The sequence below is a fragment of the Stenotrophomonas sp. STEN035 genome (genome assembly GCF_056759935.1).
The window spans coordinates 1-24,861 of record NZ_JBRRDY010000016.1; the positions used below are offsets into that span (position 1 = coordinate 1).

Genomic DNA, 24,861 nt, shown 5'->3' on the forward strand with positions numbered 1-24,861 from the left:
CGGCAAGGGGCCTTCCCGGTAGAGCCCCTGCCGAGCATGGCTCGGCACTACAGGCGGAGCTTCAGGCCTTCAGCTTTAGCCCCTCTCCCGTGTACGGGAGAGGGGTTGGGGTGAGGGCGGCTTTTCGCTGGTAAAGCCCCTGTCGAGCATGGCTCGGCACTACAGGTTTGGCCTCAGGCCTTCATGGTGCCGGTATCGATATAACGCTGATGCCAGGACAGGGCTTCTGGCAACAGGTGCGGCGTGTGCTTGCCGTAGCTGTCGCGGCAGGCGCGGTCGAAGTAATCGTTGAGCTGGTCGCGGTAATCCGGGTGTGCGCAGTTGTCGATCACCTGGCGCGCACGTGCACGCGGCGGCAGGCCGCGCAGATCGGCCAGGCCCTGCTCGGTGACGATGATCGAGACATCGTGCTCGGTGTGGTCCACATGGCTGACCATCGGCACGATCGCCGAGATCGAACCGCCCTTGGCCACCGACGGGCTCAGGAAGGTGGACAGGAAACCGTTGCGGGTGAAGTCACCGGAACCACCGATGCCGTTCATGATGCGGCTGCCCATCACATGGGTGGAATTGACGTTGCCGTACAGGTCGGTCTCGATCATGCCGTTCATGCCGATGCAGCCGAGGCGGCGTACCAGTTCCGGATGGTTGGAGATCTCCTGCGTGCGCATGATGATGCGCTCGCGGTAGAACTTGATGTTGCGCTTGAACTCCTCGTTCGCCTCCGGGCTCAGCGCGAAACCGGTGCACGAGGCGTACTCGAGCACACCGGACTTGAGCAGATCCAGCATGCCGTCCTGGATCACCTCGGTGAACGAGGTGAGCCCGCGCAGGCCGCTTTCAGCAAGACCAGCCAGCACCGCATTCGGAATATTGCCCACGCCCGACTGCAGCGGCAGCAGATTGGCCGGCAGCCGGCCCTTGGCCACTTCGTGCTTGAGGAATTCGATCAGGTAGCCGGCGATCTGGCGGCTGTCTTCATCGATCGGCTTGAACGGACTGTTGCGATCGGGCCCATTGGTGCGCACCACCGCCACGATCTTGTCCGGGTCCACGCTGAGCGTGGCCTGGCCGATACGGTCGTTGGCGTGGATCAGCGGGATCGGCTTGCGGTGCGGCGGCAGGGCTGTGCCGTAGTAGATGTCGTGCATGCCCTCGATGTCCGCGGGCTGCCATTCGTTGACCTCGATGATCACCTTCTTGGCCAGGTCCAGCCAGGTCTTGTTGTTGCCGACCGAGGTGGAGGGCACCAGCGAACCGTCTTCGCGGATCGCCGAGACTTCGATCACCGCGGTATCGATATCACCATAGAAGCCAAACCACACATGCTGGGCAACGTGGGAAAGGTGGATGTCGATGTAGTCCAGCGTGCCTTCGTTGATGCGCTTGCGTGCATCCGGGTCGGTCTGGAACGGCATGCGCATGGCGATGGCATCGGCCTTGGCCAGCGCGCCATCCAGCTCCGGTGCGGTGGACGCGCCGGTCATCAGTTTGATCTTGAACGGCTGGCCGGCGGCGTGCACCTCTTCAATGCGCTGCGCCAGTGCCAGCGGCACCGCCTTGGGATAGCCGGAACCGGTGAAGCCACTCATGGCCACGGTTTCGCCGGGCTGGATGAAGGCCGCGGCTTGTTCGGCGGAAACGATGCGGTCGCGCAGGCGCGGGTCCAGGATGCGTTCGACAGACATGACGACTACGGTTTGTTGGGGGGATGGCTGATTATCGCCCTTCGGCGTGAACAGGGGGGTTGGACCTTGGTGGAATGGTCATTACGGATTTGCTGCTCTTGTACTCCCCGGTATTGTTTTGCAGTGCAGCGTGCAAGTTGTTTGCGCACCCGGCAGGATCGCCCTGCATCCCGACGTGGGGGAGGGAGCAAGGCCCGCTGACAGTTCGCTGTCAGCGGGCTTTTTTATTACCTGATCGCCGGAGATGGCGACTTCTGGGCCGCAGATGCCAGAATCGCGGAATGAACCAAATCGCCCCCGCAGCACCTGAATCTGTTCAACCTGTAATCGAACGTGCCTTGGCCCGGCTCAAGCTGGCCGCTCCCGATCCGGCGCAATGGCCGTCTTCAGAGGCCTTCGAGGCTGGTTTGCGGCAGCTGGCGGTTACCAGCGATTTCGCCATCGATACCCTGTGCCGGCAGCCGGAGCTGCTGCAATTGCTGGCTGCGGCCGATCCAGCGCCGCTGCCATTGCCCGTGCTGGACCCGCTGCAACCCACGGCCTGGCCGACCCAGCTGCGTCGCTACCGCGCTGCGGCCTCGACCCGGCTGATCTGGCGCGATCTGCTCGAACTTGATGACGTCGATGCCACGCTGGCGGGCGCCACCCGCCTGGCCGAGGAATGCCTGCAGCTGGGCCTGGAGGCGCTGGAACAGGAGTTCGCCAGCCGCCACGGCGTGGTCCGCGACGCCGATGGCAGCGCGCAGCAGCTGGTGGTGTTCGGGCTGGGCAAGCTCGGCGGCGGCGAGCTGAATTTTTCTTCCGATATCGATCTGGTCTACGCCTACCCGCACAACGGCGAGTCCGATGGCACCCGCCCGCTGGCCGCCGAGGAATATTTCGCCCGGCTCGGCCAGCGGCTGGCGCGGCTGTTGGACGAAACCACCGCCGAAGGCTTCAGTCACCGTGTCGACCTGCGCCTGCGCCCGTTCGGCACCGCCGGTCGCGTTGCCCTGTCATTCGCCGGCATGGACCAATACTTCCAGCGCGAAGGCCGCGACTGGGAGCGCTATGCCTGGATCAAGGCACGCGCGGTAGCCGGCGACATCGCCGCTGGCGAGGCCTGGCTGGAGACGCTGCGGCCCTTCGTCTACCGCCGCTACCTGGATTTCACCGCGCTCGATGGCCTGCGCGAGATGAAAGCGGCAATCACCGCCGAAGTCGCGCGCAAGGACCGGTTGGACGACATCAAGCGTGGTCCGGGCGGTATCCGCGAGATCGAGTTCCTCGCCCAGGCATTGCAGCTGATCCGTGGCGGCCGCGAACCGGCGCTGCGCGAGCGACGGCTGCTACCAGCGCTGCGCGCGCTGGTCGAAGGCGGGCAGATGGCTGCCAGCGATGGTGATGACCTGATCCAGGCCTACCGCTTCCTGCGCCGCGTCGAGAACCGGCTGCAGATGCTGCGCGACGCGCAGACCCACTGCCTGCCCAACGATCCGTTGGACCGCGTCCGCATCGCGTTGGGCCTCGGCTATGCCGATTGGGACGCTTTGCTGGGCGCTTTGAACGAACAGCGCGAACGCGTCAGCGTTGAGTTCGGTGCGTTGCTCGCCCCGCGCCAAGGTCAGGCCGCGCCGGATGTATTGTCCAGCTATTGGCGGGTATTGCCTGGTGGCGGCAGCGCCGAGGTGCTGGCTGAGGCCGGTTTCGCCGATGCCAATGGTGCGGATCAATCGCTGCGTGAGTTCGCCCAGTCGCTGGGGGTGAAGTCCTTGTCTGACAGCGCTCGTGCGCGCTTGGATCGGGTATTGCCAGCACTGCTGCACGCCGCCACGCGCTCGCCGCAGCCAGATGCCGCGCTGCGCCGCGTGCTCGGCCTGCTGCAGGCCATCCTGCGTCGCACCAGCTATCTGGCGCTGCTGGACGAACAGCCCAGCGCCTTGACCCGATTGGTCAACGTGCTCGCACGCAGCGCGCTGTTGTCCGAGCGGCTGGTGGCGTTCCCGCTGCTGCTGGACGAGTTGCTGGATACCCGCGTCGCCGGGCCGATGCCGGAGGCGCAGGAAATGCAGGAAGCCTGCGCCGCCGCCTTGCAGATCGATGACCCGGAAGCGGCGCTGCGCGCGCTCAACGAAGTGCGGCTCGCGCTGAGTTTCCGCATGGCCCTGGCCTTCCACGATGGCCGCCAGCGTGCGGTCGACTGCACGCAACAACTGGCGCAACTGGCCGACGCGGTGGTGGTCACCGTGCTGCAGATGGCGCATGCGGACATGCTGCAGGCGCATGGCGAAGTGCCGGGCGGACGCTTTGCGATCATCGGTTACGGCAGCCTGGGGGGCGTTGAGCTGGGCTTCGGTTCGGATCTGGACCTGGTGTTCCTGTACGACAGCCCGGCCGGCAGCGAAGGCAGCGACGGTGCGCGTCCTTTGGACAGCGGCCGCTGGTTTGCGCGTCTGGCGCAGAAGGTGATGGCCTTGCTCGGCGCCGTGACCGCCGCCGGCCGCCTGTACGACATCGACGTGCGCCTGCGCCCGGACGGCGGCAAGGGCGCGCTGGTGTCCTCGTTGGCCAGCTATACCGAGTACCAGCGCGAGCGCGCCTGGACCTGGGAGCATCAGGCACTGGTACGCGCACGCGGCGTGGCTGGTGATGCATCGCTGCTGTCCGACTTCGAACAGGTACGCGCTGACACCCTGGGCCGTGCGCGTGAGCACGAGACCTTGTTCGGCGATGTGCTGAAAATGCGTGCACGCATGCGCGCCGAACTGGACCGCAGTGATGCAGGGCGGCTGGACCTGAAGCAGGGCGCAGGCGGTCTGGTCGACCTGGAGTTCGTGCTGCAGACCGGCGTGCTGTCGCAGGCGCAACACACGCCGTCGCTATGCGAGCCGAGGGAGACCCCGTTGCTGATCTCCGCGTTGGCCGCTGCAGGCTGGTTGCCTGCTGCGACGGCCGAAGCCTTGCACGCGGCGCACGCCACGCTGCTTGATGTGGGCCTGAGCTGCACCCTGGACCGGCGCCCGCGCATTGCCATCCCAACGCCCGAGATCGAAGCGGCGTGTGCGGCGATCAGTGCCGCGGCAATTGCACAAGGCCTGCCATTCGAGCCGGGCAAGCACGCGGAGTGATGCTGGAAAGCAGCCCGGCTTGGTACCGGGCTGCAGCGATCAGCGGGTAGTGCCGCGCAGCGGCGCCATCTTCCACAGCAGGGCACGGAACGGTGCCAGCAGGCACACGCCGATGGCCAGCTTCACCGCCAGATCGCCGGCGGCCCAGCTTACCCACGGCAACTGCGAGCCGGCAAAGGCGATCGACCAGAAGATCGCGGTATCCACGGTGGCGCTGCAGGTGGTGGCCACCATTGGTGCGCGCCACCAGTTGCCCGCACGCAGGCGGTCGAACACGGTGATGTCCAGCAGCTGCGCAACGATGAAGGCCGAGCACGAAGCCACCGCGATACGCGGCGTGGCGATCCACACCGACAACACCACCGCCACCGCAAAGCCGGCCCAGGCCACGCGGCGCGCCGCCTGCGGGCCGAAGCGGCGATTGATCAGATTGCTGACCAGGAAGGCGATCGGGTAGCTGAAGGCACCCCAGGTGAGCCAGTCATTGATCGGGTACTGCACCAGCACGTTCGAGCCCAGCACCACGGCACCCATTGCCAGCACGGCCAGCAATAGTGAGGTTGGGGTCAGCGGAGCGAAGCGGATGGATGGATGTGAGGACATGAACGGGCACAGGCAGCGCCGGTGGGCACTGCATCGATAGAGGAGGGGAAGGGCCGTGCCCGGGAGGGCAGGTCGGTGGGCATTGTAGCGGGTGTGGCCGAGACGGATGTCAACGGCGGCAGGAGTGCGTACAGCCTGCGATCAAGCAGACTGAACCCCTCTCCCGCAAGGCGGGAGAGGGGTTGGGGTGAGGGCAGCTTTTGCTTGTGCTGTTGGCCTCGCTGGCGTTTCAGTTTCAAAAGACCACAGCCAAAGTCAAAGCAAAAGCAAAAGCTCCCTCATCCGCCCCCCGCCTTCGCGGGGGCAGGCTCTTCGGGCACCTCGCTTCGCGCCCCGGCCCCGCGTAGCACGCGGTGCGTACGAACAGTCACGAGCCTTTGGCTCGTAAGCGCCTGTTCTTAACCCCGCAGGCGGGAGAAGGGAGCAATCAGGCATTCTGCGGGCTGAAGTTTTCAAGCGCTGCCTACAGCCTCAAAGCTTCCCGCTATGACTCACCGAAGCCGCTTCAATCGCCGGCACAAAGGTCAGCACCGCGCCATCTTCCGCACGCACCATCCAACCCGCGCCCTGTGGGCTCGGTGTGAACGCCACGGTCTGCCCGAGCACGAAGTTCCCGGCGGGGTTGTCCTCTCGTTGCGGCCAATGCAACGACGCGGTGTTGGCTGCATCCTGCGGATCGGCCAGCGCAACGCTGCGGCCGCCATCGGCGTCCTGGGTGATTGCTTCGACCTTCATGTCCGGCAGCGGACCGGCGCTGACGCGGCGTGTCTGGCGCTCACCGGCTGCCGTGGAAGACTTGTCGGCTGCCGATGCCACCAGCAGCAAGGGCGCGGATACCAGCATCGACGCGCCAACCGAGGTCATCAGGGTGCTGACCTCCGAACGGTTCAAGCCATCGCCGGCATGCGCGGGTGCAATCACCAACATGGCGCTGATGGCTGCGGCGCAGGCCAACTGGGAAAAAATGGATTTCATAGGGTGTTCCTCGAGTACAGCGAATCAGAAATCAAAGCGTGCGGGTGCGGCTCTCATCCACCGCTTCGATGGTCGGCACGAAGGCCAATGCCGCGCCTTCCGGGTTGCGCAGCATCCAGCCCGCACCCTTCGGGCTCGGCTGGAAGGCGATCTTTGCGCCCACCTTGAAGCCGGCCGCAGGGTCATCCTCGCGATTGGGCCACTGCAGGGTGGCGCGGTTCTCGACGTTGGCGGGGTCTTCCAGGGTGACGCGACGGCCACCATCGGCGGCGGTCTCGATCGACTTCACTTCCAGATCCGGCAGCGGGCCGGCGCTGATCCGACGCTTTTCCTCGCGGCGTTCACGCGACTCCTTGGACATGTCAGCCGCGCCGCGCACACCAGCCGCCGACAGGAAGATCGGCCCGGATACCACCATCACCACGCTGGAGCCTGTTATCAGCACCGATGCCTGCGAACCGTTGATCTCGCCGGCCCAGGCCGTGTCTGGGGTGAGTCCTGATCCCAGACTGGCGGCGATGGCAAAGGCAAGGGCGCCGCTCTTGATCAGGTGTTTCATGGTGTGGCTTCCTGTTGGGGTGTGGGAGCTTGCGTGTTGCTGCCGGCCACCGCCGGCACGGGTGTCTGATGGGCGACGGCGAGTTCGCGCTGCAGTGCGCCGCTGCGGTGCAGGAAGTCGAACACCGACTCCACCGTCACCACCGAGTAATTGCCGGAAATGCGTTCGCTGGCCGGGTGGTCGGTTACTGCTACGTTGTCGGCAAGGAAGCGCGCGCCCAGCCGCTTGCCGATACCGATGTGCATGCGTGATGGCATATAGCCTTTCTGCTTGAGCCAGGCCAAGGCGCTGTCGCGGTCAGCGAGGGGCGCATCGCCTGCGGCCTGCGCCATGGCCGCTGCGGCCACTTCCAGTATCCATTGGTTGGAGTTCTGGTATTCGCTGCTGCCCGGGTAGGCCAGCATGCTGTAGCGCGGCTCATGCAGTGCGCGCGCCTGCGGTGCAGCGCCGGCGAGCAGCGTCTTCAATGCCGCGCGTACTTCCGGCGTGGGAATGCCAACGCGTAGATCAGTGGTGATCGAGCTTTCGCCGACCAGGTTGACCAGACCTTCGCGGTACAGGTCCGAGCTGTCGCTCTTGCAGCGGTTGAGCAGGTGCACCACGTCCCAGCTGCCGCTGTCGTTACGGACCAGGAAGGCCAGATGACTGTGGCGCAACCCGTACTTGCTCAGGTCCTGCCCGCCGCGCGCAGCAATGGCCACATCCACGTCGGGCATTGCATCGAGCGTATCGGCGGTGACTGCGGCCATGTCGAACATGGCGGCAATCGTGGTCGGCGGCGGATAACGTGGGCTGCACGCCGGTTGCGCGAATGCTGGAGCGGTGAGGGTGGCCAGGCTCAGTGAGACTGCCAGCAATAGTGTGGTGCGGGGTTTCATCGGCGCGCATCCTTGCATGGTGCTTGGGAAATATTCGTTAGGAACCTGCGCAGGCGCGCGCTTGCTGGCTGCCTATACCGGGATTTTCGTTCAAGGCTGCTTCCATTGCGCATGCAACAGGCCGGAAACCGCGAAACAGGCCGGCGCATCCTTGTTGGACAGCACGATCACGGTTTCGCCGGTTGCCGGGTAATGGCGCACGTCGGTGCAGACACCGTCCGTGCTGCCGCCATGGCCCCAGCGGAAGTCGCGGGCCGGCACGTCCTTGCCGTAGCCGGTGGCAAAAAAGCCCAGACCCATGAACTCGCGCTGGGTTTTGGTGGCCTGTTCGAACAATGCCGCTGGCAGCAGCTTGCCGGCATTCAGGGCCTGCACGAAGCGGAACATGTCGCGGGCATTGCCCACTTCGCCACCGGCGGGCAGGCCACGGCTGGGTTGGGTTGCACAGTTGCGCACGTGCTTGCCATCCACGTCGACGTAGGCCCGTGCAAGATCGGCGGCGGGATCGCTGCAATCCACGAAGCCGGTATGTTGCATGCCTGCTGGCTGCAGCACGTGCTGGCGGATGTAGCTTTCGAAATCCTGCCCGGAGAGGACTTCCAGCATCCGCCCCAATACCAGGTAGCCAAAGTTGCCGTATTTCTGCGCGCTGCCAGGCGCGAACTCCGGTGCACGCCCGGCATGCAGCGCGACCATGTCCTCCAGGCTGTGCAGGCGCGCGCGATCAGTACTATGTTCGGCGCCAAACAGTTCATCGATATCCCCCGCACCGGCGCTATGTGTCAGCAGCTGGCGCACGCTCACCTCATTGGCGAACTGGCGGTTGGGGTAGTCCTTGAGCACCTCACCGACCTTGCTGTCCAGGCTGAGGCGGCCGGCGGCTATCTGCTGCAGGATCGCCACGCTGGTGAACATCTTGCCGGCCGAGGCCAGGTTGAAGCGGTCATCCACTTGCAGCGGTGTTTCCTGCTGCTCATCGCGCGCGCCATAGGCTTTCTCGAATACCACGTCATCGCCGCTGGCGATCAACACCGTCCCCGAGAACTGCCCAGCGGCCTGCAGCCCAAGTGCAAAGCCATCCATCTGCGCCAGCGCTTCAGCGCTGGGCGCCTGTGCGGCAGTGGCAATCCAGGGCAACGCAACAAGCAGCAACGGAGCAAGACGCAGCAGGGCAGGCGTGGCAACTGGATGCTTCAGTGGTTTGCGCATGGTTGGGCCCAGGCTGGGAATGGCCAGAACATAACATCGCCCATTACTGCCGACAGTCTGCAAGCCAGGCCCCGGCAGCGGATAATGGGGCCATGTCGCCTACCAAATCCCCCGTGCGTGCCATCGTCTGGATGCTGGCCGCCGTCGCTTTCTTCTCCTGCATGGACGCTGGCATGAAGATGCTGTCCAGCAGCTATCCCACCTTGCAGGTCACCATGCTGCGTGGTGCCGCCTCGCTGCCGTTCGTCCTTGTCTGGGTGCTTGCCACCGCCGGTCCGCGCTCGATCATCCCGGTGCGTTGGGGCCTGCATCTGCTGCGCGGCGTGCTCGGCATGGTGATGATCGGCTGCTTCGTCTATGCGCTGCGGACCTTGTCGCTGTCCACCGCCTACACGATCTACTTCGTCGCGCCCTTGCTGGTAGCGGCACTGTCGGTGCCCTTGTTGGGTGAACACGTGGGGCCGCGGCGTTGGGTCGCCATCGGCATCGGCCTGATCGGCGTGCTGGTGGTGCTGCGTCCCGGCGTGGACGGCTTCATCTCGTTCCCGGGCCTGATGGTGCTGCTGGCGGCGACGGCCTATGCGATTGCCGCGGTGACGGTCAGCCTGCTGACCCGTACGGATACCCCACAGTCGATGGTGGTCTGGTTCCTGCTGATCATGGCCATTGGCGCCGGCTTGCTGGCCTGGCCGCAATGGCAGCCGCTGCAGTGGAAGCACGCCGCGCTGATTGCCGGCATGGGCCTGGCCGGGGCGCTGGGCCAGATCGCGCTGACCCGTGCGTTCCAGCTGGGGCAGGCCTCGATGATCGCGCCGCTGGAGTACACCGGCCTGGTCTGGGTGATCGGCTGGGACGTGCTGCTCTGGCAGAAGCTGCCCGACCGCTGGACCTGGATCGGCGCCGGCATCATCGTCGCCAGTGGCCTGTACCTGCTGCACCGTGAACGGGTGCAGCGGGCGCAGCGGCCGGATCAGATTGATCATCCCTGAAAGCCAACCCCTCCCCAGTCCTCCCCTTGGCTTCGCCAAAGGGAGGGGGCGTAGTGCCGAGCCATGCTCGGCAGGGGCTTTACCGGCAGACTCGAACGGCCTCAGCCGCGAAGCAGATGGACCACCGGATTGCGGCATTACCTGTTCATCTGGCATCACCAGCTTCGCGGCTGACGCCGCTCCCACAAACAGCATGGCTTGCAGGCCCCAACACAGCACCGACTGCTTTCACTTATAACCAAAAGGAATAAGATTCCCCTTTGCGGCACGCGCGCCGACGGCCCGGCGCTGCTAGGCTGCACGCCCCCTTCTTATGCCCCCCGGTTGCCCTGGCAGTGATCGAGTTCCAGCACCTGCAGAAAGCTTATGCCGTCGACGGCCGCGCGATCACCGCGCTGCATCCGCTCGACCTGAAGATCCAGGCCGGCGAAGTGTTCGGCATCATCGGCCACTCCGGTGCCGGCAAATCGACCCTGATCCGCTTGATCAACCGCTTGGAAGAGCCCAGCGGCGGACGGGTGCTGATCGACGGCCAGGACGCGACTGCACTGGATGCCGACGGCCTGCGCGCGCTGCGCCGGCGCATCGGCATGATCTTCCAGCACTTCAACCTGCTGTCGGCGCGTACCGTGGCCGCCAACGTGGCGTTCCCGCTGGAACTGGCGGGTACGCCCAAGGCCGAGATCGATGCCCGCGTGGCCGAGCTGCTGCGCATGGTCGGGCTGGAAGAGCACGCAGCCAAATACCCGTCGCAGCTGTCCGGCGGGCAGAAGCAGCGTGTCGGCATCGCCCGCGCGCTGGCCACGCGCCCGCAGATCCTGCTGTGCGACGAGGCGACCAGCGCGCTCGACCCGCAGACCACCGCCTCGGTGCTGGCGCTGCTGGGCAAGATCAACCGCGAGCTGGGCCTGACCATCGTGCTGATCACCCACGAGATGGACGTGATCCGCCGCGTCTGCGACCGCGTTGCGGTGCTCGATGCCGGCCACATGGTGGAAATGGGCCCGGTCACCGAGGTGTTCCTGCACCCCAAGCACCCGACCACTCGCCGTTTCGTCTCCGAGTCCGAGCATGTGGACGAAGGCGAGCAGCTGCGTGATTTCGCTGCCGTCGGTGGCCGCATCGTGCGCCTGACCTTCCTCGGCGAAGGCACTTATGACCCGTTGCTCGGCCGCATCGCCCGCGACACCGGGGTGGACTACAACATCCTTACCGGCCGCATCGACCGCATCAAGGACACGCCCTACGGCCAGCTGACCGTGGCCCTGGTAGGCGGCGACCAGAATGCCGCGCAGGCGGCCTTCGTCGCTGCCGGTGTGCATGTGGAGGAGCTGCGCCGATGATCATTGCAACTGCCGCCGAAGGCTTCTTCCGTCATCTGGATGCGGGCAAGTGGGCCGATATCGGCCAGGCCACCATCGATACCTTGTTGATGCTGGCCGGCTCGTTGCCGCTGACCTTGGCAATTGGCTTGCCGCTGGGCGTACTGCTGTTCCTGACCGGCTCGCCGCAGCTGTACCGCAAGCCGGTGGTTTACGGCATCACCGCCTTGCTGGTGAACCTGCTGCGCTCGGTGCCCTTCATCATCCTGATGATCGTGTTGATCCCGGTGACGCTGGCGATGATGGGCACCTCGCTGGGCGTGCGCGGCGCCATCCTGCCGTTGGTCGTTGGTGCTGCGCCGTTCTACGCGCGTCTGGTTGAAACGGCCCTGCGTGAAGTCGACCGTGGCGTGATCGAAGCCAGCCAGGCGATGGGCGCGACCACCAGACAGCTGGTCTTCAAGGTGCTGCTGCCGGAAGCGCGGCCGGGCCTGATTGCCGGCGCCACCGTCACCACCATCGCTTTGATCGGTTTCACCGCGATGGGCGGTGCGATCGGCTCCGGCGGCCTCGGCGACCTGGCCTTCCGCGATGGCTACCAGCGTTCGCATACCGATGTGGCCCTGGTCACCGTGGTGTTGCTGCTGGTGCTGGTGCAGCTGCTGCAGATGCTCGGCGACCGTCTGGTAACGCATTACAGCCGCAAGTAATGGAATGACTTCAGGCCGGCACGTTGCGTGGCGGCCTGTTAGCGTATGTCCACACCATCCTTCCCCACAGGATCACGTTACCGATGAACAAGCTGCTCACCTTTCCCCTGATTGCCGCCGTGCTGGCCCTGTCGGCCTGCGCCAAGCCTGCCGCCGATGAGTCCAAGCTGGTGGTTGCTGCCACCGCTGTGCCGCACGCCGAGATCCTGGAAGTGGTCAAGCCGCTGCTGGAGAAGGAAGGCGTCAAGCTCGACGTGCGCGTGTTCAACGACTACGTGCAGCCCAACGACCAGTTGGTGCAGAAGCAGGTGGACGCCAATTACTTCCAGACCGAGCCTTACCTCAAGGCCTACAACCTGGACCGCAAGACCGATCTGGTCACCGTTACCGGCGTGCACATCGAACCGTTCGGCGCCTATTCGCGTCGTTTCAAGTCGCTGGCCGAACTGCCCAACGGCGCCGACGTGGTGATCCCGAATGACCCCAGCAACAACAGCCGCGCGCTGATCCTGCTGGACACTGCCGGCGTCATCAAGCTCAAGGACCCGAGCAACGCCCTGTCCACCCAGCGTGACATCACCGAGAACCCGAAGCAGCTCAAGTTCCGCGAGCTGGACTCGGCGATGCTGCCGCGCGTGCTCGATCAGGTTGACCTGGCCCTGATCAACACCAACTACGCGCTGGACGCCGGCCTGAATCCGACCAAGGACGCACTGGCGATCGAGAGCAGTGAGTCGCCGTACGTGAACTTCCTGGTCGCGCGCCCGGACAACAAGGACGACGCCCGCGTGCAGAAGCTGGCCAAGGCCCTGACCAGCCCGGAAGTGAAGGCTTTCATCGAGCAGAAGTACAAGGGCGCGGTACTGCCGGCGTTCTAAGCCGCACCGCCAGGCCGGGACTGCCCTGTAGTGCCGAGCCATGCTCGGCAGGCAGACCCAATGTAGTGCCGAGCCATGCTCGGCAAGGGGCTCTCCCGATAGCCCAATGTAGGAGCGGCGTAAGCCGCGAAGCAGATATCGCCACAGGTGCACGCAACCTTGCGATCCGGTGGTGCGCTTGCTTCGCGGCTTACGCCGCTCCTACAGGTTTGGTACCCCGATAAAGCCTCTGCCGAGCATGGCTCGGCACTACCGGTATCTGGCATGGCGTAATCTTTGGGCCTGCATCCACGGATCTGCCCCCCATGCCTGTGCTTCTCGCTCTGCCGCTGGCGATACTGGTGTTCGTCGCGATCATGTTGCTGCTGATGCCGCTATCGCTATGGCAGCGCGTGCGCAGTGGTGGCGCGCGGCGACAGGCGCGGCCCTGGCTGATTACCTTCAATTTCTGGGCGACATTGGTATCCACTGGTCTGTTCGCGGTGTTCGTCGCCATCGCCGGCTTCTGGTGGCAAGGCGCTTGGAGCTATGCCGCACTTGGTTGGCTGGCAGGCCTGCTGGTCGGCGTGCTCGGCCACTACCTGACCCGCTTCGAGCCCGGTCCGGAGGCGCTGCATTACAAGCCCAATATCTGGCTGGTGTTGGCGTTGACCGCGATGATCGTCGTGCGTGTGGTCGCCGGCGTGGTACAGGGCTGGCAGGCATCGGTGAACGGCGTGCCGTGGCCAGACTCGGGTTGGCTCAGCCACGCTGGTCTGCTGGCAATGGCGGCCTTGCTGCTCGGTTATGCAGGCATGTACGCCTGGCTGCTGCGGCGCCGGGTTCGTCACCATCAGCGCTATCGGCAGTTTGATCGTAGTCCGCGCTGAGCCTGTATCCGATGGCAGGCGGAGGCTGTCCCGGCTAGTCTGATGCAAGCAGATACGGAGACGCTTGATGGGTGTGCTGCAGTTCTTCGGGCGCCGCTTGGCGCACTTCCTGGCGCAGCCACGCGCCAACCAGATGCGGCCGTCGACCAGCGACCCCGCAATGCTGCTGCGCACCTTGCGCCGTGGCGATGTGCTGCTGGTGGAGGGCAATAGCCGCTTCTCCACAGCCATCAAGTATCTGAGCCAGTCCACCTGGTCGCATGCGGCGCTGTATATCGGTGAGGAGTCCTTGCTGGAAGGTGGCAAGCCGCAGCCGATGCTGATCGACGTGGATGTGGAGCAGGGTGTGCGCCGCATACCCTTGACCGAATTCGCCAACCAGCACACCCGTATCTGCCGTCCGCAAGGCCTGTCACCGGCAGTGGTGGATCAACTGGTTGGCTTCATGCGCGCACGCCTGGGCTATAGCTATGACCTGAAGAATGTCTTCGATCTGGCGCGATTCCTGATCCGGCAGCCGCCGGTACCGGGGCATATGCGCCGTCGCCTGATTGCATTGGGCAGTGGCGAGCCAACCAAGGCGATCTGTTCGACCTTGCTGGCGCAGGCCTTCGAGTCGATCCGCTACCCGATCCTGCCCGAGATCGAGACGGTGTTGGCGCAGGTGGGCGGCGCCGAGCAGTCGCAGGAGATCCTGCATATCCGCAATTACAGCCTGTACACGCCGCGCGATTTCGATGTGTCGCCGTTCTTCGACGTGGTCAAGCCGCGCCTACAGCACAACTTCGATTACCTGGCGCTGCAGTGGAGTGATGACGGCAGCCCATGATCACCCCCTCCCTTGCCCCGGAGGGGTAGGGGAGGGCTGGGGAGGGGTAGCTTCTGCTTTGGCATTGATGAGCTTAGTCCCACAAAAAAACACGGGCCGCGAACGGCCCGTGTTTCATTTACAAGCACTGCATTGAATCTACAACGGTGTTGCCAGGAACGTTGTCGCTTAGAAGCGTGCACCCAGGCCGAAGCCCACGGTCCACGGATCCAGCTTCAGCTCGCCAGCGTTCTGGCCGGCGACGCGCAGGTCAGGACGTGCGTGCATGTAGCGCGCATCGGCGCGGGCAAACCAGGTCGAGTTGATGTTCATGTCAACGCCGACTGTGCCGATCGCGCCCTTGGCGGTATCCACACCAACGTGGTTGCCGGTGCTGCTCAGGCCGTCGATCTTCTCGTTGCTGAAGTTCGACTCGTAGTAACCCAGGCCGACGAACGGACGGAACACGTTGTCCGCCTGGCCGAAGTGGTACTGCGCGCTCAGTGCAAGCGGCTGCTGCTCGACGCTGCCGACCTTGGCGCCACCATCGGTGCGCACGCGGTGATCGAACTTGTCGGCGGCGCCCCACAGCTCAACGGCGAAGTTGTCGTTGAAGTAGTAGCTGGCGCTGATCGTCGGTGCCGGGCCGCCATCGACCTTGCCAATGCCGTCGATCGGATCGTTCTTCGGCTGCAGCAGGCTGATGCCACCAACCACGGCAAAATGCTTGCCGGAGGCGGTATCGCCATTGCCGTCCTGCGCGAAGGCGGTGGAAGACAGCGCAAGTGCGCCGAGGGTGGCAAGGCTGAGAATTTTGATGGAACGCATAACTGACTCCTCGTATTGCGAACAGAACTACTGCGATCGGGACAACGTTGTTATCAAGGCCCTCGTTGCGGGGCGAGGTCACCCTAACGATGGCAAGATGAATCGCTCTAAACGCAGGGATTTTTCAGTGCCGTTGCGTTCAGCGAAAAACAGAGAGATCCCATGGACACAATGATCCGCAGAAAAAATTCGTTCACGATGTTGTGGAGCATGTGATGAGTGCAGATGTATTGCAGGGCTTGCCCGCGCAGGTAACCGCATCGTGTCGTGTGTTGGTGTTGGGCTCGATGCCGGGCGCGATATCGCTGCATGAATCGCGCTACTACGCGCATCCGCGCAATCGCTTCTGGCCGTTGATGGCGGCGCTGTGCGGCTTCGACGCGCAGCTTGCGTATGCGCAACGATTGCACTGCCTGCAGCAGGCCGGTGTCGGCTTGTGGGATGTGATCGGGCAGTGCCAACGCACCGGCAGTCTGGACACAGCCATCGTCCGTGGCAGCGAGGTGCCCAATCGCATTGCAGAGCTGCTGGCCGATCTGCCGCAGCTGCGTGCCATCGCCTGTAATGGTTCTGCAGCACACACTGCGTTCCAACGATGGATTGCACCGGCTTTGCCGCCTTTGGCGGCTGCGCTGCCAGTGGTGGCCTTGCCATCGACCAGTCCGGCCAATGCGGCGTGGTCGCTGCAGCGCCTGACTGGGCAGTGGCAAGCGCTGCAACCGTGGTTGAATGCGCCCAAAGTGGTGGTATCGCCTGCAACCAATGGTTTGGCCGACTAGGACAGGCAAGACAGCCGGCACGTCGCAAAGCACGGCGTTGAGCCGAAATTCCGGCGGTCACGGCCCGCGTGGCGTGCCCTTGTCCGGGGACATACGCAGGCGAATTCGCTTGTAGCGGTTGGCGCTGCGGCTCGCTAACGCCACAATAGGGGATTCCCTCATTTGTTGCTGGAGTAGTTCATGGCCGAAATCAAGGAAGCACTTGTCCCCGATATCGGTGACTACAGCGACATTCCGGTGATCGAAGTGCTGGTCGCGGTTGGCGATACGGTCAAGAAGGACCAGGGTCTGGTCACGCTGGAATCGGACAAGGCGACGATGGAAGTGCCGTCGGCCTACGCCGGTGTGGTCAAGGAACTGAAGGTCAAGGTTGGCGACGGCCTGTCCGAGGGCAAGGTTGTGGCCCTGATCGAAGTCAGCGAAGAGGCCGCCAAGCCTGCCGCCGCTGCTGCTCCGGCCGCTCCTGCCAAGGTTGAAGCCACCGCTGAGACCGGCACCAAGGTCGAGCCGGTGGCGGTTGCCCCGGTCGCCGACAAGCTGGCCCAGCGCGAGATCGCGCAGGAAGACTCGGTTACCACCAGCAAGCCGGCCACCCCGCCGGTGCAGTTCAACGCCGAAGGCGTGCTGCCGGCCAATGTGCCGTATGCAAGCCCGGCCGTGCGCGTGTTCGCCCGTGAACTGGGCGTGGACCTGCAGCAGGTCAAGGGCACCGAGAAGGGCGGCCGCATCACCAAGGGCGACGTGCAGAAGTTCGTCAAGGGCGCGCTGTCTGGCGGCGTTGCTGCCAGCGCCGGTGCTCCGGCTGCTGCCGGCGGCGGCCTGAACCTGCTGCCGTGGCCGAAGGTCGACTTCAGCAAGTTTGGTGAAACCGAAGTGGTGCAGCTGTCGCGCATCAAGAAGATCTCCGGCGCCAACCTGGCCCGCAACTGGGCGATGATCCCGCACGTCACCCAGTTCGAGCAGGCTGACATCACCGATCTGGAAGGCCTGCGCGTGGCCCTGAACAAGGAAAACGAGAAGGCCGGCATCAAGCTGACCATGCTCGCCTTCCTGATCAAGGCCAGCGCCGCTGCACTGAAGAAGTTCCCCGAGTTCAACGCCTCGCTGGACGCCAGCGGCGAAAACCTCACCCTGAAGAAGTATTTCAACATCGGTTTTGCCGCCGATACGCCGAGCGGCCTGGTCGTGCCGGTGATCCGTGACGTCGACAAGAAGGGCGTGGTGCAGATCGCCCAGGAAAGCGGCGAACTGGCCAAGAAGGCGCGTGACGGCAAGCTCGGCCCGGCCGACATGAGCGGCGGCTGCTTCTCGATCAGCTCGCTGGGTGGCATTGGCGGCACCGCCTTCACGCCGATCGTGAATGCGCCGGAAGTGGCCATCCTCGGCGTCTCCAAGTCGTCCATCCAGCCGGTCTGGAACGGCAAGGAATTCGCCCCGAAGCTGATGCTGCCGCTGTCGCTGAGCTACGACCACCGCGTCATCGACGGCGCCCTGGCAGCCCGTTTCACCACCTACCTGTCGCAGGTGCTGGCCGACATGCGGCGCGTGCTGCTGTGATGCCAGTGGCGCCGCGACGCGCCCTGCTGACGCTGGTGCTGGCTACCCTGGCGGGCCCGGCACTGGCCGCCAGCCAGTGCCTGCCGGTGGTCGGTGAGGGTTGGCCGCCGGCGGTAGGCAACTACGGCCAGGCGGCGACCAGTCTGCTGGGTGGCCAGGCCGAAGACGGCCTGTCGCTGCTGGTGCTGCCGGCGCGTGGGGTGGAGTCGCAGGTGCTGCTGCGCCGCGATGCCGCCAACGGGCAGTGGATGGTGCTGTCCGGCTCGGCCGACAAGCGCATCTACAGCTGGAACACCACCGGCGGTCGCGGTGGCGTCAACCTGCAGTTGGACCAGGAGCCCGAGTTCGCCCAGGCGCCGTTGCCCGATGCACTGGCGCAGCGTCTGGTCGAGGTCTGGGGCAGGGCCCTGGCGTCGTCCGAAGTGGCAGCGCGTGCGCCGGTTACCGATGGCGAGGTGCTGTCCTTCACCGTCAACGGCGAGCGTTACAGCGGTCAGCGGCCGGCCTGCGGTCAGCTTGAAGCGCTGCAGGAACAGGCGGCGCTGCTGATCGAGCTGGCCCATAGCAAAGACAAAAAATACGAGAAGCGCTACGCCAACATCGAACGCGCGCTCGACAAGATGCATGACCGGTTCGTCGGCGAAGCCGGCTGAGCCCACAGGAGAAAACAATGGCGACGATTGAAATCAAGGTTCCGGACATTGGCGACTACAACGACGTGCCGGTGATCGAGATTCTGGTGGCCGTGGGCGACACGGTGAAGAAGGACCAGGGTCTGGTCACGCTGGAGTCGGACAAGGCCACGCTGGAAGTGCCGTCCTCGGCTGCGGGTGTGGTCAAGGAAATCAAGGTCAAGCTCGACGACAAGCTGTCCGAGGGCGATGTGGTGGTGATCCTGGAAGCTGAAGGCGAGGGCGCTGCCCCGGTCGCAGCCCCGGCACCTGCCGCCGCACCTGCGCCGGCTGCACAGCCTGCCGCTGCTGCCGCTCCGGCAGCCGTCAGCGCGCCGGTTGCCGCTGCTGCGCCAGCCGCATCCGGCCCGATCGAGGTCAAGGTGCCGGACATCGGTGATTACCAGAACGTGCCGGTGATCGAGATCCTGGTCGCCGTCGGCGACACGGTGAAGAAGGACCAGGGCCTGGTCACGCTGGAATCGGACAAGGCCACGCTGGAAGTGCCGTCCTCGGCCGATGGCGTGGTCAAGGAAATCAAGGTCAAGCTCGACGACAAGCTGTCGGTCGGCGACGTGGTGGTGGTGCTGGAAGGCGCTGCTGGCGCCGCCCCGGCTGCCGCCAAGGCCGCCCCGGGCAGCAAGCCGCCGGTGACCCCGTCGCACCGCGCGCCGGACCCTGCGGTCGCCGCCAAGGCGTTGCCGTCCAGCGGCCGCACCGCTGACATCGAGTGCCGCATCGTGGTGCTGGGTGCTGGCCCGGGCGGCTATACCGCTGCCTTCCGTGCCGCCGATCTGGGCATGGATACCGTGTTGATCGAGCGCTACGCCAGCCTCGGCGGTGTCTGCCTCAACGTCGGCTGCATTCCGTCCAAGGCGCTGCTGCACGCCGCTGAAATCATCGACCACGCCGCGCATGCCGACGAACTGGGCATCGAATACGGCGCGCCGAAGATCAGCCTGGACAAGCTGCGCGGCTACAAGGAAAAGGTTGTCGGTCAGCTGACCAAGGGCCTGGCCAGCATGGCCAAGCAGCGCAAGATCCGCACCGTGCACGGCCTGGCCAAGTTCGTCTCGGCCAATGAGCTGGAGATCGTCGGCGACGACGGCAAGACCCAGCTGCTGCGCTTCGAGCAGTGCATCATCGCTGCCGGTTCGCAGGCGGTGAAGCTGCCGAACTTCCCATGGGACGACAAGCGCGTGATGGACTCCACCGACGCACTGGAACTGGCCGAAGTGCCGGGTTCGCTGCTCGTTGTTGGCGGCGGCATCATCGGCCTGGAAATGGCCACCGTGTACAGCGCCCTGGGTTCCAAGGTGACCGTGGTCGAGTTCATGGACCAGCTGATGCCGGGCGCCGACAAGGACCTGGTCAAGCCACTGGCTGATCGTTTGAAGAAGCAGGGCATCGAGGTCCATCTGAAGACCAAGGCGTCCGGCGTCAGCGCCGATGCCAAGGGCATCACCGTTACCTTCGACGCCGCCACCGAAGGCGAGAAGCCGGCGATGGAAAGCGGCACGTTTGATCGCGTGCTGGTTGCGGTCGGCCGCTCGGCCAACGGCAAGAAGATCGATGCCGACAAGGCTGGCGTCGAAGTCACCGATCGCGGCTTCATTCCGGTTGACCGGCAGATGCGCACCAACGTGCCGCACATCTTCGCCATCGGCGACATCGTCGGTAACCCGATGCTGGCGCACAAGGCCACGCACGAAGGCAAGCTGGCGGCTGAAGTTGCCTTCGGCGAGAAGAAGGAGTGGGTGGCACGGGTGATTCCGTCGGTGGCCTACACCAACCCGGAAATCGCCTGGGTCGGCGTCACCGAGACCGAGGCCAAGGCCAAGGGCTTGAAGGTGGGCGTGGCCAAGTTCCCGTGGGCGGCCAGCGGTCGCGCGATTGGTATTGGTCGCACCGAAGGCTTCACCAAGCTGATCTTCGACGAAGAAACCCATCGCGTGATCGGTGGTGCCATCGTCGGCGTGCATGCCGGTGAATTGCTGGCCGAGATTGGCCTGGCTATTGAGATGGGTGCGGAGGCCGAAGACATCGGCCACACCATCCACGCGCATCCGACCCTGAGCGAGTCGGTGGCGATGGCCTCGGAGATCTACGACGGCACCATCACCGACTTGTATATCCCGAAGAAGAAGTAACCCACACGACGCCCCTTCACCGGGGCGTCGCTGTTTTCGGCAGTTCAAAGGAGCAAGGGAATGTTGCGGAAGAATGTGATGCTTGGCGTATTGCTGCTCGCGGGCCCGGCGTTTGCCGAGGAGGGAGATCCTGGGCTTGCCGCGGCCTTGCTGAAATGCCCGGGCGCAGCACCTTTCGTCGAGGCAGATCGATTACGCGCGGAAGAACGGAAGAATGCGCATACCGACGCGGTGCTTTCGGAGCCGGCACTTCGCCAGCAGCTGCTGGACATGGCGCAGGTTGACCAGGAAGCTCGCCAAGGTGAGTGGACGCGTGCCATGGTCGAGAACCTGCAGGCAGTGGATGCCGCCAATCTGCCGCGTATAAAACAGATCGTGACGGCCAGCGGTGGCTTGCCGAGTGCGGCGCAGGTCGGGGGCGATGGTGTTTCCGCGGCCTGGCTGCTGGTGCAGCATGCAGATGCTGACGTCGTTTTCCAGCGGCAGGTATTGGGCAGCATTGAGCCCATGGTGCAGCGTGGCGAAATATCGGCACATGATTTCGCGTTGCTGACCGACCGCGTCCTCGTCAACAGTGGCGAGCTGCAACGGTATGGCAGCCAGCTGCTGGCGGTAGATGGCCGTTGGCAGTCAAAGCCGATGGAGTCGCCTGATCAGGTTGACCAGCGTCGGGCCAGCATCGGCCAGATGCCGTTGGCTGATTACATCTGCGTGGCGACGCAGATGTTCCCGACGCCGCCCGCAGCGGCGAAATAGAGTTCACGGCAGGACTGAACAGGCCGCTGTCCGGAGTTCGCCGGGAAGGGATCTGCCAAGCATGGCTCGGCACTACTAGCCCCTCTCCCGCGTGCGGGAGAGGGGTTGGGGTGAGGGAGCCTGTCAGAACGACAAACTCACGCCCGCAACTGGACCCTTGAATTCCTGTTTCAGGCCGATCACGCCGTCGCTGCCTTTCTGGTCAACATCCAACTTGAACCAGTCGTAGCCGGCGAAGATGCCGAAGTTCTTGTTGACGTTGTACTGCACGATCGCATTGGCACGGCTCAGGTCGCCTTCGTAGTCATCGAAGTTGCCCCAGCGCGTGTTGAGATACTGGCCCTGCAGGTTGATCAGCCAGTTCTCCGAGGGAGTGAAGGTCAGGCGCGCGCCAACCACCGGCGCGATGCCATCGGCTTTCTCGTTGAGGAAGCGGCCCTGGTAGACATCGCCTACATCGGCATAAGCATCGGCGCTGATCTTTGCGTATTCGGCGCCGAGCTGCAGGCCGAAATCGAAACGATCACCATCGACCACCGAGTAGTCGTAGACCAACGTTGCGACCTGGTACTTCAACTCGCCCTTCACGAAGCTGCCTGCGGGTACCGTGGTGTCACCCCAGCTGATGCCTTCATCCAGCGTCTCGCGGCGGTCCTTGTCGTACTTGAAGTAATCGAAGATCAAGCGCTGGCGGTCGCTGATGCGGAACAGGCCGTCGATGCGTGGCTCCCATTCCTTGCCGCCGAGGCTGAAGTCCTCGGACAGATCAATGTTCTGGCCGGCAACCGTGGTGCTGCCGCGGATGGTGTTGTCGGTGTCGATGTTCATCGCGCCCAGCCGCAGAGTGAAGCGAGGATCGCCTTCAGCGGCTTGCGCGGGCTGCGCGTGGATCAGAGCGAGTGTGAGTGCGCACGGAGCAAGTGCGAGAATGAAGCGGGGATTGCGCATGCCATTGCCTGCTTGTTGCGATAGAACAATTGACCTTCGCTGATCTGATGTAGAGAACAGTAAGCGCAGCGTGCAGGCAATGTGTACGCCAGCGTCAATTGCGGTGAGGTGGTGCCGCCGAGGGCGTGCGACACCACCTCACCCGAGCCTGCGCACGCGCCCGACGAGGTAGCGGGTGGCGGACTACGAAGGTCTGACCGGGGGAGTTGGGGGAAGTTCCCATGTTGCGGTGCAATATTTATTGTCCCGCGCGGCGGCCCGGCGGCCGCGCATTGGGGGAAAAAACGTGATATTGCGGCCACTTGCATAGTCAAATGGGGACAAATGCCGGTTGTCTCGCAAATTGTCCCGCTGTTATACTTTCGCGGCTCGACGAGACGCCTTTGCGCGGTTCGGCTCTTTCCTTTACCTGATGCAGGACACTTTGACGTGCTGAACTCCGTTGATGCGGGTCGGCGACTGATGTTGCGCGCCGCGGTCTACCCGCTGGTCGCAGTGGTGGTCCTGGCTCTGGCCTTCCTCTTCGTGGGGCCAAAGCATGCGCTGGGCGCCCTTGTATCGGGCCTGGCGGTGGTAGCAGGGACTGCGCTGGCTGCGTGGGTAGGGCTCGGCGGCGGCGTTCAGGCCGCTGGTTCAGCAATGATCCGCCTGTTCCTGGGGTTCGTGCTGAAGATTGTGCTTATTGTTGCTGTGCTGGGAATGGCTTTTTTCTGGTGGCAACTCCCTCCTTTGGCACTGCTGGCGGCAATTCCAGTGGCGCTGATGTTCCAGGTTCTGGCACTAGCCAGACGTTGATTCACTCATAAAGGTTCCGGACACATGGCGGGCGAGGCTCTAACTCCTACCACGTACATCCAGCATCACCTGCAGAATCTGACCGCTCCGGTCGGTGAAGGCGGTGGTTTCTGGATGATCCACGTCGATACCATCGTCACCGCGGTCCTGATGGGCCTGCTGATGGTGTTCGCCTTCTGGATGGCAACCCGCAAGGCCACGGCAGGTGTGCCGGGCAAGTGGCAGGCGTTCGTTGAAATCTGCCTGGAGTTCGTTGACCGCCAGGCCAAGGACACCTACCACGGCAAGAGCAAGCTGATCACGCCCATCGCGATCACCATCTTCTTCTGGATCCTGTTGATGAACCTCATCAAGATGATCCCGGCCGATTTCATCGCCAAGCCGCTTGAGCTGGCAGGCATCCACTACTGGAAGCCGGTGCCGACCGCCGACGTCAATGCCACCCTGGGCATGTCGATCAGCGTGTTCATCCTGATGATCTTCTTCGCGCTGAAGTCCAAGGGCGTCGGCGGCTTCATCAAGGAATTCCTGACGGCCCCGTTCGGCAAGTGGATGATGCCGTTCAACCTGATCCTCAACATCGTCGAGTGGCTGAGCAAGCCGATCTCGCTGGCGATGCGACTGTTCGGCAACATGTTCGGCGGCGAAATCGTTTTCCTGCTGATCTGGGTGCTGGGCGGTGCCGGCGTGTTCGGTGCCGTTGCCGGTGGCGTGTTCGGCTTTGGCTGGATGCTGTTCCATCTGCTGGTGATCCCGCTGCAGGCCTTCATCTTCATGATGTTGACCATCGTGTACTTGAGCCTGTCGGAAGACAGTCACTAAAGTTACAAGCTTCACCCAGTTTCAACCTTCATCCGTTTCATCACCCTTAGCTACTTAAAGTTCCTGGAGATAACCATGTACTTCGCCGTCCTGACCAACCTCGCCCAAGTTCAGAGCTCCACCGCCCTTGCCGTCGGCATCATGATCGGCCTGGCCGCACTTGGCGCTGGCCTCGGTCTGGCCATCATGGCTGGTAAGTTCCTGGAATCGGCCGCTCGCCAGCCGGAACTGATCCCGGTCCTGCAGGTCCGCATGTTCATCACCGCCGGCCTGATCGACGCCGCGTTCATCATCTCGGTCGCCGTTGGCCTGCTGCTGGCCTTCGCAAACCCGCTGGCTGCTGCCCTGCTGGCCGAAGCCGCCAAGCTGGCAGGCTGATCCAGCTGCAGTGAGACGGTCGGGTGCCTGTTGGCGCCCGACTTCGGATGAAGGTTCGGTTGCGCCGCCACGGCGGCGTAACCACCCCCGACACCAGCGATCGAGCTAATCATGAATATCAATCTCACCCTCTTTGCACAGGCCTTGGCCTTTGCTTTGCTGATCTGGATCATCGCGACCAAGATCTGGCCGCCGTTGTTGAAGGCCATTGAAGAGCGCCAGCAGAAGATCGCTGAGGGCTTGGCCGCTGCCGACCGCAGCCAGAAAGATCTGGCGCAGGCGGAAGTAAAGGTCAACGAGGCACTGAAAGAAGCCCGTGGCAAGGCCAACGAGATCATCGACCAGGCGCACGCCCGTGCGAACCAGATCGTTGAAGCCGCCAAGAACGAAGCCATCGCCGAAGCCACCCGCCAGAAAGACCTGGCCCAGGCTGAAATCGACGCTGCCGCCAACCGTGCCCGTGAAGATCTGCGCAAGCAGGTGTCCGCTCTGGCCGTGACTGGCGCCGAAAAGCTGCTCAAGCGCGAAATCGATGCCAACGCCCACAAGGCGCTGCTCGACGAGCTGGCTGCGGAGATCTGA

The 24,861-nt window shown here is 64.1% G+C and carries 24 protein-coding genes; 16 read left to right on the top strand and 8 right to left on the bottom strand.

Going from position 1 to position 24,861, the window contains the following annotated elements; genetic code table 11:
- Positions 1–173: 173 nt before the first annotated feature.
- The gene (locus ACVOLL_RS10270; RefSeq protein ID WP_481512823.1) at positions 174–1,688 is read right to left on the bottom strand and encodes an acetyl-CoA hydrolase/transferase family protein; all 1,515 of its coding nucleotides are present in this window, start codon (positions 1,686–1,688) and stop codon (positions 174–176) included.
- A 281-nt stretch (positions 1,689–1,969) separates the two neighbouring features.
- On the opposite strand from ACVOLL_RS10270, the gene glnE reads away from it, so the two are divergent.
- Positions 1,970–4,795: a bifunctional [glutamate--ammonia ligase]-adenylyl-L-tyrosine phosphorylase/[glutamate--ammonia-ligase] adenylyltransferase gene (gene glnE, locus ACVOLL_RS10275; protein WP_481512824.1), complete on the top strand. Its 2,826-nt coding sequence runs from the start codon at positions 1,970–1,972 to the stop codon at positions 4,793–4,795.
- 39 nt (positions 4,796–4,834) lie between these two features.
- On the opposite strand, the gene ACVOLL_RS10280 is transcribed toward glnE, so the two are convergent.
- The 5 genes from ACVOLL_RS10280 to ACVOLL_RS10300 form a co-directional block, all read right to left on the bottom strand.
- Entirely contained in the window at positions 4,835–5,398 is a 564-nt protein-coding gene (locus ACVOLL_RS10280; RefSeq protein WP_481510517.1) for a queuosine precursor transporter, read from the bottom strand.
- Positions 5,399–5,869: 471 nt separating this feature from the next.
- Positions 5,870–6,373: a hypothetical protein gene (locus tag ACVOLL_RS10285; RefSeq protein WP_481512825.1), complete on the bottom strand. Its 504-nt coding sequence runs from the start codon at positions 6,371–6,373 to the stop codon at positions 5,870–5,872.
- Positions 6,374–6,404: 31 nt separating this feature from the next.
- Positions 6,405–6,932 (bottom strand): hypothetical protein, encoded by a 528-nt coding sequence (locus tag ACVOLL_RS10290; RefSeq protein ID WP_481512826.1) that lies wholly within the window; start codon positions 6,930–6,932, stop codon positions 6,405–6,407.
- Positions 6,929–7,810, bottom strand: a complete 882-nt coding sequence (locus tag ACVOLL_RS10295) for a DUF2145 domain-containing protein (protein ID WP_481512827.1) — start codon at positions 7,808–7,810, stop codon at positions 6,929–6,931. Before ACVOLL_RS10295 ends, ACVOLL_RS10290 begins: the two co-directional genes overlap by 4 nt.
- 90 nt (positions 7,811–7,900) lie before the next feature.
- A complete protein-coding gene (locus ACVOLL_RS10300; RefSeq protein ID WP_481512828.1) occupies positions 7,901–9,019 on the bottom strand; it encodes a serine hydrolase domain-containing protein in 1,119 nt (372 codons plus the stop codon).
- A 92-nt stretch (positions 9,020–9,111) separates the two neighbouring features.
- Here ACVOLL_RS10300 and ACVOLL_RS10305 point away from each other — a divergent pair, with 92 nt between their 5' ends.
- The 6 genes from ACVOLL_RS10305 (at position 9,112) to ACVOLL_RS10330 (ending at position 14,616) form a co-directional block, all read left to right on the top strand.
- Positions 9,112–10,008 (top strand): DMT family transporter, encoded by an 897-nt coding sequence (locus tag ACVOLL_RS10305; protein ID WP_282271380.1) that lies wholly within the window; start codon positions 9,112–9,114, stop codon positions 10,006–10,008.
- 335 nt (positions 10,009–10,343) lie between these two features.
- Complete coding sequence (locus ACVOLL_RS10310) at positions 10,344–11,351, top strand: methionine ABC transporter ATP-binding protein (RefSeq protein ID WP_481512829.1); 1,008 nt, start codon at positions 10,344–10,346, stop codon at positions 11,349–11,351.
- Complete coding sequence (locus ACVOLL_RS10315) at positions 11,348–12,040, top strand: methionine ABC transporter permease (RefSeq protein ID WP_481512830.1); 693 nt, start codon at positions 11,348–11,350, stop codon at positions 12,038–12,040. Before ACVOLL_RS10310 ends, ACVOLL_RS10315 begins: the two co-directional genes overlap by 4 nt.
- Before the next feature lie 83 nt (positions 12,041–12,123).
- Positions 12,124–12,918, top strand: a complete 795-nt coding sequence (locus ACVOLL_RS10320; RefSeq protein ID WP_481512831.1) for a MetQ/NlpA family ABC transporter substrate-binding protein — start codon at positions 12,124–12,126, stop codon at positions 12,916–12,918.
- Positions 12,919–13,223: 305 nt separating this feature from the next.
- Positions 13,224–13,787 carry a CcdC protein domain-containing protein gene (locus ACVOLL_RS10325; protein ID WP_481512832.1) on the top strand — a complete coding sequence of 188 codons (564 nt, stop codon included), beginning with the start codon at positions 13,224–13,226 and terminating at the stop codon, positions 13,785–13,787.
- A 67-nt stretch (positions 13,788–13,854) separates the two neighbouring features.
- A complete protein-coding gene (locus tag ACVOLL_RS10330) occupies positions 13,855–14,616 on the top strand; it encodes a YiiX/YebB-like N1pC/P60 family cysteine hydrolase (RefSeq protein WP_481512833.1) in 762 nt (253 codons plus the stop codon).
- Positions 14,617–14,784: 168 nt separating this feature from the next.
- On the opposite strand, the gene ACVOLL_RS10335 is transcribed toward ACVOLL_RS10330, so the two are convergent.
- On the bottom strand, positions 14,785–15,423 hold the full coding sequence (locus ACVOLL_RS10335) for an OmpW/AlkL family protein (RefSeq protein WP_481510642.1): 639 nt from the start codon (positions 15,421–15,423) through the stop codon (positions 14,785–14,787).
- A 212-nt stretch (positions 15,424–15,635) separates the two neighbouring features.
- Between ACVOLL_RS10335 and ACVOLL_RS10340 the strand changes: the two genes are divergently transcribed.
- The 5 genes from ACVOLL_RS10340 (at position 15,636) to ACVOLL_RS10360 (ending at position 21,336) form a co-directional block, all read left to right on the top strand.
- Positions 15,636–16,202: a DNA-deoxyinosine glycosylase gene (locus ACVOLL_RS10340; RefSeq protein ID WP_481512834.1), complete on the top strand. Its 567-nt coding sequence runs from the start codon at positions 15,636–15,638 to the stop codon at positions 16,200–16,202.
- A 180-nt stretch (positions 16,203–16,382) separates the two neighbouring features.
- Positions 16,383–17,759, top strand: coding sequence for a dihydrolipoyllysine-residue acetyltransferase (locus tag ACVOLL_RS10345; protein WP_481512835.1), 1,377 nt, complete (start codon positions 16,383–16,385; stop codon positions 17,757–17,759).
- Positions 17,760–17,764: 5 nt separating this feature from the next.
- Positions 17,765–18,412, top strand: coding sequence for a hypothetical protein (locus tag ACVOLL_RS10350; RefSeq protein WP_481512836.1), 648 nt, complete (start codon positions 17,765–17,767; stop codon positions 18,410–18,412).
- A 17-nt stretch (positions 18,413–18,429) separates the two neighbouring features.
- Positions 18,430–20,580, top strand: coding sequence for a dihydrolipoyl dehydrogenase (gene lpdA, locus ACVOLL_RS10355; RefSeq protein WP_481512837.1), 2,151 nt, complete (start codon positions 18,430–18,432; stop codon positions 20,578–20,580).
- 60 nt (positions 20,581–20,640) lie between these two features.
- Positions 20,641–21,336, top strand: a complete 696-nt coding sequence (locus tag ACVOLL_RS10360) for a DUF6624 domain-containing protein (protein ID WP_481512838.1) — start codon at positions 20,641–20,643, stop codon at positions 21,334–21,336.
- A gap of 123 nt (positions 21,337–21,459) precedes the next feature.
- On the opposite strand, the gene ACVOLL_RS10365 is transcribed toward ACVOLL_RS10360, so the two are convergent.
- On the bottom strand, positions 21,460–22,284 hold the full coding sequence (locus tag ACVOLL_RS10365; RefSeq protein ID WP_481512839.1) for a hypothetical protein: 825 nt from the start codon (positions 22,282–22,284) through the stop codon (positions 21,460–21,462).
- Positions 22,285–22,713: 429 nt separating this feature from the next.
- Here ACVOLL_RS10365 and ACVOLL_RS10370 point away from each other — a divergent pair, with 429 nt between their 5' ends.
- The 4 genes from ACVOLL_RS10370 (at position 22,714) to ACVOLL_RS10385 (ending at position 24,861) form a co-directional block, all read left to right on the top strand.
- Positions 22,714–23,079 carry a hypothetical protein gene (locus ACVOLL_RS10370; RefSeq protein ID WP_481512840.1) on the top strand — a complete coding sequence of 122 codons (366 nt, stop codon included), beginning with the start codon at positions 22,714–22,716 and terminating at the stop codon, positions 23,077–23,079.
- Between the two features lie 24 nt (positions 23,080–23,103).
- Positions 23,104–23,901, top strand: a complete 798-nt coding sequence (gene atpB, locus ACVOLL_RS10375; protein WP_481512841.1) for a F0F1 ATP synthase subunit A — start codon at positions 23,104–23,106, stop codon at positions 23,899–23,901.
- Between the two features lie 75 nt (positions 23,902–23,976).
- Complete coding sequence (gene atpE, locus ACVOLL_RS10380) at positions 23,977–24,279, top strand: F0F1 ATP synthase subunit C (RefSeq protein ID WP_054661978.1); 303 nt, start codon at positions 23,977–23,979, stop codon at positions 24,277–24,279.
- A 111-nt stretch (positions 24,280–24,390) separates the two neighbouring features.
- Positions 24,391–24,861, top strand: a complete 471-nt coding sequence (locus ACVOLL_RS10385) for a F0F1 ATP synthase subunit B (protein WP_296251133.1) — start codon at positions 24,391–24,393, stop codon at positions 24,859–24,861.